Below are 10516 nucleotides of genomic sequence, written 5' to 3'. Positions count from 1 at the left end.
TGCGCCGATGGTACTGCACTCGACAGGGTGTGGGAGAGTAGGACACCGCCGAACACCCGTTCCGAAAGGGGACCCACTCGTTTGGGTCCCCTTTCGTGTTTTCATGAGAGGATTTTTCTGTGTCCGACGGCAACGGTGAACGTCGGTCCTTCAGGAGTGGAGGATCCACTCCGTGGTCGGGCCGCAAGAAGGAGCGCGACGAACGCGCCGACGACAGTCGTGGCGAGCGTGCACCGCGCGACCGCGACGAACGCGGGCGCGGCGACGAGCGCCGGCAGGGCGGCTACGGAACCGGCGGACGTTCGTCCAGCCGTGACGACGACCGTCGTCCCCAGCGCGGTGACGATCGACGTCCCCCGCGCAGCGATGATCGGCGTCCTCAACGTAGTGAGGACCGTCGCCCTCGAAGCGGCGACGACCGTCGTCCCCAGCACGGCGACGACCGCCGCTCCTACCAGGGCGGAGACCGCCGCGATCGCGGTCGCGACGACGCCCGTTCCGATCGCGGCGACCGTCCCTACCGGGAACGCTCCGGAGGCGACGATCGCCCCCGTCGCAGCGAGGATCGTCCGGGTCGCAGCGACGACCGCGGTCGGCAGTACGGTGACCGTCCCCGCGGCGAGCGCAGCTACGGCAATCGCGACGACCGTCGCGGCAGTGACCAGCGGGGTGGCGACCAGCGTGGTAGCGGCGCCAGCCGGGGCTACTCCGGTGACCGTCGAGGACCCCAGTCCGGCGACCGCCGCAGCGAGGGTGCGCCCCGCCGTCGCGGTGGTGAAGGTGGATTCGGGCCGTCCCGTGGGCGCGAAGGCATCGCGCCGCAGCGTCGCGACGCACGTCCGGACGAACCCGATCTGCCCGACGACGTCGAGGCGTCCGAGCTCGATCCGACCATTCGCCGCGACCTGCTGAGCCTGGACAAGTCGAACGCGAACAGCGTCGCCCGGCATCTGGTGATGGCCGGTCGGCTGCTCGACGACGATCCCCGTGCCGCGCTCTCCCATGCCCGTGCCGCCCGTCAGCGCGCCGGCCGCATCGCCGTCGTCCGCGAGGCCGCCGGCATCACCGCGTATCACGCCGGTGAGTGGGCCGAGGCGCTGTCCGAACTCCGTGCAGCGCGCCGCATGTCCGGTGGTACGGGACTGCTCGCCGTGATGGCCGATTGCGAACGTGGCCTCGGCCGTCCCGAGAAGGCACTCGAGCTGGGACGCGGCGACGATGCACGCAAGCTGACCGGCGACGACGCCGCCGAGTTGCGCATCGTCCTCGCCGGTGCCCGCATGGACCTCGGTCAGTACGACCAGGCTGTCGTCACATTGCAGACGCCCGACCTCGATCCGGACCGGACCGGCACGCCTGCAGCCCGCCTCTTCTATGCCTACGCCGACGCCCTCGTGGCCGCCGGACGGACCGAAGAAGGCCTGCAGTGGTTCCTGCACTCCGCAGCCGCGGACATCGAAGGCGTCACCGACGCCGAGGAGCGGGTGGAGGAGCTCACCGGAGAGACGCCGTGATCGACGGCACCGAGCCGGCCACAGGCATTGCCTCCGGCGACACGCTGCGTCGGATCTACGACGTCCTGCTGCTGGACCTCGACGGCACCGTCTACCGGGGCGCCGAACCCGTCCCGGGTGCCCGGGAGGCGCTGGCGGCCGGTGACGACACCGTTCTGTACGTCACGAACAACGCCAGCCGCCGGCCTTCGGAGGTCGCGTTGCACCTGCGGGAACTCGGCTTTCCGGCCGAGGATTCGTCCGTGGTGACGAGCTCGCAGTCCGCGGCGCGCCTGCTCGCCGAGCGGTTCCCGGCCGGCGCGCCGGTGCTCGTCGTCGGAACCGATGCCCTCGCCGAGGAGGTGGCCGGTGTCGGTCTCACCCCGGTCCGGTCGGCGGACACGCGTCCGGTGGCCGTGGTGCAGGGGCATTCTCCGGATACCGGATGGGCGATCCTCGCGGAGGCGACGCTCGCCGTCCGTGCCGGTGCCCTGTGGGTGGCCACGAACGTCGACTCGACCCTGCCCACCGAACGCGGGCTCGTCCTCGGCAACGGGTCGATGGTCGCGGCGGTGCGAAACGCCACCGGCGCGATCCCGATCGTGGCGGGTAAACCCGCTGCTCCGCTTCTCGAGGACGCGATCCGTCGCGGAGGCGCCCGACGTCCCCTCGTGGTCGGCGACCGGCTGGACACCGACATCGAAGGTGCCAACGCCGTGGGTGCGGATTCCCTGCTCGTGCTGACCGGGGTGAGCACCGTCGACGATCTACTGCGGGCCTCGGCCGAACAGCGCCCGACCTATGTCGCGGCCTCACTCGCGAGCCTCGATCAGCCCGCCGATCTGCTTCGCGTCGCCCCGCACACCTCGTGGGACGTCAGGGTCGACGGAGGTGATCTTCACCTCGCTGCCACGCAATCGGCGGCCGATCCGATGGAGGCGCTGCGGGGTCTTCTCGACATCGCCTGGGCCAACCCCGGTTTCGGGCAGGTCCGGCCGCTGGACGCGCATGCGCGCTCCGTCGTGGACGCGTGGGCGGCGACGGTCTGATCCGCACCGGAGTGTGTGGTGCGGTCGCACACATCGACTAGCGTGGACGGCGATGAGCACGCCGATTCCACGTCCGGGCGAACACCTTCCCGGCACGCGCCCCACCGTCGATCCCGCACGCGTCCGCGAAGAGGTCGACGCGTTGCTGACCCGTGTGCGGGAGGGCGCACCCGCCGCCGACGCCGCGAGCACCGACCAGTCCGTGTTGCTCGAACAGGCCGAGATGCTCGAACGTGCCCACGAGGTTCTCGTGCAGGCCTTGTCGACCGTGGACAAGATCTGACGTGGCACGCCGGGCACGCGTCGACGCGGAACTGGTACGGCGGGGTCTGGCGCGCTCACGTGAGCACGCCAGCGAACTGATCGCCGCAGGTCGGGTGCTGATAGCGGGCACCGTGGCCTCCAAGCCGGCGACCGCCGTCGAACCGAACACCCCGCTGATCGTCACCGAGGTGAGCGACGAGGTCTCCTGGGCGTCCCGTGGCGCTCACAAGCTCCTCGGTGCCCTCGAGGCGTTCACGCCGGAGGGGCTGCAGGTGGCGGGGCGTCGCTGTCTCGACGCCGGCGCGTCGACCGGTGGTTTCACCGATGTGCTGCTGCACGAGGGTGCCGCGGAGGTCGTCGCGGTGGACGTCGGGTACGGCCAGCTGGTCTGGCGGCTGCAGTCCGACGAGCGTGTCCATGTGATCGATCGAACAAACGTGCGTAGCATCGACGCCGAGACGATCGGCGGACGCGTCGACCTGGTGGTCGCCGACCTGTCGTTCATCTCCCTGAACCTGGTGTTGCCGGCGTTCGTGGCCTGCGTCGCCCCGGGCGGCGACCTGCTGCCGATGGTCAAACCCCAGTTCGAGGTGGGGAAGGACCGAGTCGGCAGTGGCGGCGTTGTGCGCGACCCGGCGTTGCGCACCGAGGCGGTGCTCGACGTCGCGCGCGAAGCGCAGCGGCAGGGCCTGCGGACCCTCGGAGCGGTGGCGAGCCCGCTGCCCGGGCCGTCCGGGAACGTCGAGTACTTCCTGTGGCTGCGGGCCGGAGAACCGGGGCCGGAAGAGCTCGACCCGGCGGTGATCGAATTGATCGAGCGTGCGGTGCAGGAAGGACCACAGTGAGCGAAGAGACCGTCGCGACCGATGCGGCGCGATCGGGCCGGGAGATCCTGCTGGTCTCCCATTCGGGGCGCGACGAGATCGCCGGCACCGCGCTGAGGGTCGCCAAGATCCTCGGTGAGGCCGGCATCGGCCTGCGCACCCTCGACGACGAGGCCGTGAGCAACGGACTCGGTGTCCTCGCCCTGCCGGGCAGCTTCATCAGCGTTGTCGAACCCGGCCCGGAAGCGGCCGCCGGCTGCGAGATGGTGATCGTCCTCGGCGGCGACGGCAGCTTCCTGCGGGCCGCCGAACTCGCGCAGTATTCGGCGGTGCCGGTCCTCGGAATCAACCTCGGCCGGATCGGCTTCCTCGCCGAGGCCGAGGCCGAACACCTCGAAGAAGCTCTCGTGCAGGTGGTACGCCGCGAATACCGCGTCGAACAGCGCATGACCCTCGACGTGACCGTGCGCATGGACGACGAGGTCCTCGACCGCGGCTGGGCGTTGAACGAGGCCAGTCTCGAGAACAAGTCGCGGCTCGGGGTGCTCGAGGTGGTTCTCGAGGTCGACGGCCGTCCCGTCTCCTCCTTCGGCTGCGACGGCGTTCTCGTCGCCTCCCCGACTGGATCGACGGCCTACGCCTTCTCGGCCGGCGGACCGATCGTGTGGCCCGAACTCGAAGCGCTGCTGGTGATCCCGAGCAACGCGCACGCGTTGTTCGCGCGCCCGCTGGTGACCAGCCCCGAGTCGATCATCGCCGTCGAGACTCTCGCCGGTGGGCACGATGGGGTGGTCTTCTGCGACGGCCGCCGAATCCTGGACGTCCCGGCCGGTGCGCGGCTCGAAGTCGTGCGAGGATGCGATCCGGTCCGCTGGGTGCGGCTGGATTCGGCACCGTTCGCCGATCGGATGGTGCGCAAGTTCGAACTTCCGGTGAAGGGCTGGCGGGGAAGGAAACTCTGATGCTCGCAGAGATCCGGATCGACAACCTGGGTGTGATCTCCGAGGCGTACGCACGCTTCCACGGGGGTCTGACAGTGCTCACCGGCGAGACCGGTGCCGGTAAGACGATGGTCGTGACGAGCCTGCACCTGCTCTCCGGGGTGCGCGCCGACCCGTCCCGGGTGCGGGTCGGAGCGAGCCGTGCCGTGGTGGAGGGGCGCTTCGAGATCGAACCGGCGCCCAGCCACATCGAACGGCAGATCGCCGAGCTGCTCGAGGCCACCGGCGCCCAGCGCGACGAGGACGGCAGCATCATCGCCGTGCGCACCGTCGGCAGCGACGGCCGCTCCCGCGCCCATCTCGGCGGGCGCAGTGTGCCGGTGGGGGTGCTGTCGGACTTCACCGGCCCGCTGCTGACCGTGCACGGGCAGAACGACCAGCTGCGGCTGCTGCGCCCCGACGAACAGCGCGCCGCGCTCGACCGGTTCGGGGGCAAGACCGTCGCCGGTCTGCTCGAGCGTTACCGCACGCGGCGGCGGCGCTGGCTCGAGGCCCGAGCCGAGCTGCAGGAACGCACCGAGCGGTCACGCGAACTCGCGCAGGAGGCCGACCGATTGCACTTCGGGCTCGACGAGATCGACCGCGCCGCACCCGAACCGGGGGAGGACACCCGCATCGTCGACGAGGTGCGGCGCCTGTCCGATCTCGACTCGCTGCGCGAGGCGGCCACCGTCGCGCACGACGCCCTCGCGGGCGACGACAACGGCGATGCCGACGCGTACTCTGCGGCGCTCGACCTGCTCGGCGAGGCCCGCGCCCGGCTCGAAGGCAGCGACGATCCCGCTCTGCGTGAGCTCGGCCCCCGCCTCGGTGAAGCGATCGCGGTGGTCACCGACGTCACCGCCGACATCTCCGGTTATCTGTCCGACCTGCCGTCCGACCCGAGCGCTCTCGAGACGCTCCTCAACCGGCAGGCGGAACTGAAGAACCTCACCCGTAAGTACGCCGCCGACATCGACGGAGTGCTCGAATGGGCCCGCGAGGCCCGCGAGCGCCTGTCCGGTCTGGATGTCTCCGCCGAGGCCATCGACAAGCTTGCCGCCGAGGTCGAGGCCGAAGCGGCCGCCACCGCCGAAGCCGCCACCGCTCTGTCGACGGCACGGCACAAGGTCGCCGGCAAGCTGGCGAAGGCCGTGAGCAAGGAACTGTCGGGTCTCGCGATGGGGCGCGCCGTCCTCGACGTGCACATCGCCGACCGCGCGGCGACCGCGAGCGACACGGCACCGTTGCAGGTCGGCGACCGGCTGCTGCACGCCGGCGAATCGGGGATCGACGAGGTGGAGTTCCGGCTCGCCCCGCACAGCGACGCCCCGGCCCGCCCGCTCGCCCGCAGCGCTTCCGGCGGTGAGCTCTCCCGCGTCATGCTCGCCCTCGAAGTGGTGCTCGCCGGCTCCGAGCGCGGCGCCACCATGGTTTTCGACGAGGTCGACGCCGGGGTCGGTGGCCGCGCCGCCGTCGAGATCGGTCGGCGTCTCGCACGTCTGTCGCGCACCCATCAGGTCATCGTGGTCACGCACCTGCCGCAGGTCGCGGCGTTCGCCGACACCCACCTCGTCGTCGACAAGGTCGACGACCGGGCCGGGGTGATCAGCAGCGGGGTGCGTACCCTCGGCGAGGAGGAGCGGGTCACCGAACTGGCCCGCATGCTCGCCGGGCTCGACGACACCGAAACCGGGCGTGCGCACGCCGAAGAGTTGCTCGCCGTCGCCCACGCCGAGCGCACCGGCTGAACCGCCGGAGCGCCGGGTCGATGTTCACACGCCTCCCGGCGCGCCTCCACAACCTCACTCGTATACCGGCGCATCATCTCTTCCATGAAGATGCCGGCGCTGCTGTCCCGTAACAACGAAACGTTGCCCGGAGTGAGTGGCATTGCCCGGGTCGACAGGAACACCGCGAAGCTGCTGCGCCGGATCGGTCCCGGCGACGTGGTCGTCCTCGACGCCGTCGACCTCGATCGCGTCACCGCCGACGCGCTCGTCGAGGCGGGTGTCACCGCGGTGATCAACGCGTCCCCGTCGATCTCGGGCCGGTACCCGAATCTCGGCCCCGAAGTGATCGTCGCGCACGACATCGTGCTGGTGGACAACGTCGGCACCGAGGTCTTCAAGAAGATCAAGGACGGTGCGAAGGTCCGGGTGCACGAAGGCGGGGTGTACGCGGGGGAGAAGCTGCTCATCGAGGGCGACGAGCAGACCGACATCGAGATCTCCGACCGCATGATCGAGGCCCGGACCGGGCTCGTCGACCACCTCGAGGCGTTCTCGGGCAACACCATCGAGTTCATCCGCTCGGAGAGCCCGCTGCTCATCGACGGCGTCGGTATCCCCGACATCGACCTCGACCTGCGCGACCGGCACGTGGTCGTCGTCTCCGACGGTCCCGGGCACGTGCAGGACCTCAAGGACCTCAAGCCGTTCATCAAGGAGTACTCGCCGATCCTGGTGGGTGTCGGTCCCGGCGCCGACAGCCTCACCAAGGCGGGCTACCGTCCCGACCTGATCGTCGGGGATCCCGACGAGATCGGTACCTCCACCCTCAAGTCCGGAGCCGAAGTGGTGCTGCCCGCCGACCCGGACGGCCACGCCCGGGGCCTCGAGCGCATTCAGGATCTCGGCATCGGCGCGATGACCTTCCCTGCCGTCGGCACCCCCACCGACCTGGCGTTGCTGCTCGTCGAGCATCACGGCGCGGCGCTGGTGGTGACCGTCGGCAGCACCGTCTCGCTCGACGAATTCTTCGACCACGGTCGCCGCGACACGAATCCGTCGGCGGTGATGACCCGCCTGAAGGTCGGCCCGAAACTCGTCGATGCGAAGGCCGTGGCCACCCTCTATCGCAGCCGGGTCTCGGGTGGGGTGATCGCCCTGCTCGTCTTCGCGGCCCTGATCGCCGTGATCGCCGCGCTCGCGGTGTCCAACCTCGGGGGCGACGTGGTCGAACTCGCCCGGCAGTGGTGGGAGAACGCCGTCGAGTGGATTCGGGGTCTGCGCGCGTGATCTCGATGCGCCATCACGTCGTTTCCCTGGTGGCGGTGTTCCTGGCCCTGGCGGTCGGGATCGTGCTCGGCTCCGGGCTGCTGGCCGACAGCGTCGTCACCGGCCTGCGTGACGACAAGGCGGAGCTGCGCCGGGAGGTCCAGCAGGCCGAGGACCACAGCAGCCGGCTCGAGGCGCAACTGCTCGCCGGCGACGGTTTCGACTCCACCGTCGGCCCGCGCATCGTGCGCGACGAGCTCCTCGGCCGCACGATCCTCCTGGTGACCACCCCGGACGCCGCACCCGAGGACGTCGACGCCGTGGTCCGGGTTGTCGGCGATGCGGGGGGCCGGGTCACCGCCCGGATCGCGCTGACCGATTCGTTCGTCGACGCGACCGGAACCGATCAACTCCGCACCACCGTCACCAACGTCGTGCCCGCCGGGGTGGAACTGCAGACCGGCGCCGTCGATCCGGGCAGCCTCGCCGGGGATCTGCTCGGCGCGGTGCTGCTCGTCGACCCGGCCACCGGCGGGCCGCGGAGCACCCCGGAGGAACGCGCCCTGGCGCTCACCACGTTGCGCAGCGGCGGTTTCGTCACCTACGAGGACGACCGGATCGACCCGGCCCAGAGCGCGCTCGTCGTCACCGGCGACCACAGCGGCAACGCCGAACGCGGCGGTAACCGCGGGTCGCTGATCGCCCGGTTCGCCGGGGTCGTCGACGGCCGCGGCGCCGGCGCGGTCCTCGCAGGCCGCACCGGGGCAGCGGAGGGCAACGGTCCCATCGCGGTGGTGCGGGCCGATGCCGCGCTCGCCGCGGGCCTGTCCACGGTGGACAACCTCGACCGCGAATCGGGGCGCCTGACGACGGTCCTCGCGTTGCGCGAGCAGTTCGACGGCGGCAGCGGCCGGTACGGGACCGGTCCGAGCGCGACCGCCGTCACGGTCGGTTCCCCGGCTCGCTGAGCGTCGCCGCGGCCGTCCCGATCCGGGACGGGCCTGTGACGTCGATTGCACCGGCGGTCCGCACCCGCGAGTCGGGTACGCGCCGGCCCGCGGAGGTGTTACCGTGAAGTTCCGTGGGTCGGCAGGCCCCAGCTGTATCGCATCAGTCCAAAAGTCCTGCACCTGACGTCACGGGAGCTTCTTTGCCACAGTCACGCCACTCGCGTACCCCTACCAAGCACATCTTCGTCAGCGGGGGCGTCGCATCCTCGCTCGGCAAGGGGCTCACAGCGTCGAGCCTGGGCACTCTGCTCACCGCACGCGGCATGCGCGTGACGATGCAGAAGCTCGACCCGTACCTCAATGTCGACCCCGGCACGATGAATCCGTTCCAGCACGGCGAGGTCTTCGTCACCGAGGACGGTGCCGAGACCGACCTCGACGTCGGTCACTACGAGCGCTTCCTCGACCGGGACCTGTCCGCCGACGCCAATGTCACCACCGGCCAGGTGTACTCCACGGTCATCGCCAAGGAACGACGCGGTGAATATCTCGGCGACACCGTGCAGGTCATCCCGCACATCACCGACGAGATCAAGCGCCGCATCCTCGCCATGGCCGCCCCGGACGCCGAGGGCCAGGTCCCGGACGTGGTGATCACCGAGATCGGCGGCACCGTCGGCGACATCGAATCCCAGCCGTTCCTCGAGGCCGCCCGCCAGGTCCGGCACGAGGTCGGTCGCGAGAACTGCTTCTTCCTGCACGTCTCGCTCGTGCCCTATCTCGGCCCGTCCGGTGAGCTGAAGACCAAGCCCACCCAGCACTCGGTGGCCGCGCTGCGCAACATCGGCATCCAGCCCGACGCCCTCGTGCTGCGCTGCGACCGCGACGTTCCGGCCTCGCTCAAGGCCAAGATCTCGCTGATGTGCGACGTCGACGTTGCCGGCTGTATCTCCTGCCCCGACGCGCCGAGCATCTACGACATCCCGAAGGTGCTGCACAGCGAAGGTCTCGACGCCTACGTCGTGCGTCAGCTCGGCCTGCCCTTCCGCGACGTCGACTGGACGGTATGGGGCAACCTGCTCGAGCGGGTCCACAACCCCCGCGAGACCGTCGACGTCGCTCTCGTCGGCAAGTACATCGACCTGCCCGACGCCTACCTGTCGGTCACCGAGGCGTTGCGCGCCGGCGGTTTCGCGCACCGAGCGAAGGTCAAGATTCGCTGGGTCGCCTCCGACGAGTGCGAAACCGAGGCCGGCGCCGAGAAGCATCTCGGCGACGTCGACGCGGTGCTGATCCCCGGCGGTTTCGGTATCCGCGGCATCGAGGGCAAGCTCGGCGCGATCCGCTTCGCGCGTACCCGCAAGATCCCGCTGCTCGGCCTGTGCCTGGGTCTGCAGTGCGTCGTCATCGAGGCCGCCCGCTCGGTGGGCATCGACGACGCGTCGTCCACCGAGTTCGATCCCGACACCACCGCCCCGGTCATCTCCACGATGGCCGACCAGGAACAGGCGGTCGCGGGCGAGGCCGATCTCGGCGGCACCATGCGTCTCGGTGCCTATCCCGCCGTGCTGAAGAAGGGCTCGGTCGTCGCCAAGGCCTACGGCAGCGAGCAGGTCTCCGAGCGGCACCGGCACCGCTACGAGGTCAACAACGCCTACCGCGACAAGATCGCCAAGTCCGGTCTGGTGTTCTCCGGGACCTCCCCGGACGGGCGTCTCGTCGAGTTCGTCGAGTACCCGGCCGCCACGCATCCGTTCTTCGTCGCTACCCAGGCGCACCCGGAGCTCAAGAGCCGGCCCACCCGCCCGCACCCGCTGTTCTCCGGCCTCGTCGCCGCAGCACTGCAGTACAAGGCGGCCGAGCGGCTCCCGGTCGACATCCACGGTGAGAACACCGCTGCCGAGGAAACCGCCACGGCCGCGTCGACGTCCGCCGCCGGCGACGCCGAGTAGTCGAC

General features: G+C 70.4%; 9 protein-coding genes. All 9 read left to right on the top strand.

Going from position 1 to position 10516, the window contains the following annotated elements; all coding sequences use genetic code 11:
- Window positions 1–119 precede the first annotated feature (119 nt).
- Entirely contained in the window at window positions 120–1514 is a 1395-nt protein-coding gene (locus PV766_RS22040; protein WP_084422020.1) for a hypothetical protein, read from the top strand.
- Window positions 1511–2542, top strand: coding sequence for an HAD-IIA family hydrolase (locus PV766_RS22035; RefSeq protein ID WP_421097881.1), 1032 nt, complete (start codon window positions 1511–1513; stop codon window positions 2540–2542). The genes PV766_RS22040 and PV766_RS22035 overlap by 4 nt, the downstream gene beginning before the upstream one ends.
- A gap of 52 nt (window positions 2543–2594) precedes the next feature.
- Window positions 2595–2825 (top strand): hypothetical protein, encoded by a 231-nt coding sequence (locus PV766_RS22030; protein ID WP_016934149.1) that lies wholly within the window; start codon window positions 2595–2597, stop codon window positions 2823–2825.
- 1 nt (window position 2826) lies between these two features.
- Window positions 2827–3651 carry a TlyA family RNA methyltransferase gene (locus tag PV766_RS22025; protein ID WP_016934150.1) on the top strand — a complete coding sequence of 275 codons (825 nt, stop codon included), beginning with the start codon at window positions 2827–2829 and terminating at the stop codon, window positions 3649–3651.
- Entirely contained in the window at window positions 3648–4592 is a 945-nt protein-coding gene (locus PV766_RS22020; protein ID WP_016934151.1) for an NAD kinase, read from the top strand. The genes PV766_RS22025 and PV766_RS22020 overlap by 4 nt, the downstream gene beginning before the upstream one ends.
- On the top strand, window positions 4592–6361 hold the full coding sequence (recN, locus tag PV766_RS22015; protein WP_016934152.1) for a DNA repair protein RecN: 1770 nt from the start codon (window positions 4592–4594) through the stop codon (window positions 6359–6361). Before PV766_RS22020 ends, recN begins: the two co-directional genes overlap by 1 nt.
- 84 nt (window positions 6362–6445) lie before the next feature.
- Complete coding sequence (steA, locus tag PV766_RS22010) at window positions 6446–7630, top strand: putative cytokinetic ring protein SteA (RefSeq protein WP_016934153.1); 1185 nt, start codon at window positions 6446–6448, stop codon at window positions 7628–7630.
- Window positions 7627–8577 carry a copper transporter gene (locus PV766_RS22005; protein WP_064065459.1) on the top strand — a complete coding sequence of 317 codons (951 nt, stop codon included), beginning with the start codon at window positions 7627–7629 and terminating at the stop codon, window positions 8575–8577. The genes steA and PV766_RS22005 overlap by 4 nt, the downstream gene beginning before the upstream one ends.
- A 182-nt stretch (window positions 8578–8759) precedes the next feature.
- A complete protein-coding gene (locus PV766_RS22000) occupies window positions 8760–10511 on the top strand; it encodes a CTP synthase (protein WP_064065442.1) in 1752 nt (583 codons plus the stop codon).
- Window positions 10512–10516: the final 5 nt, after the last annotated feature.

Origin of the sequence: Rhodococcus sp. As11 (genome assembly GCF_048957735.1) — a bacterium.
GTDB classification, from domain to species: Bacteria; Actinomycetota; Actinomycetes; order Mycobacteriales; family Mycobacteriaceae; genus Rhodococcus; species Rhodococcus gordoniae.
The sequence above is the reverse complement of the archived record's forward strand: the minus strand, read 5'-3'. Positions and strand labels throughout refer to the sequence as shown.

Coding starts and splice junctions, on each gene's coding strand:
- PV766_RS22030 (WP_016934149.1), top strand. CDS start 2,595: ATGAGCACGCCGATTCCACGTCCGGGCGAACACCTTCCCGGCACGCGC.
- recN (WP_016934152.1), top strand. CDS start 4,592: ATGCTCGCAGAGATCCGGATCGACAACCTGGGTGTGATCTCCGAGGCG.
- steA (WP_016934153.1), top strand. CDS start 6,446: ATGAAGATGCCGGCGCTGCTGTCCCGTAACAACGAAACGTTGCCCGGA.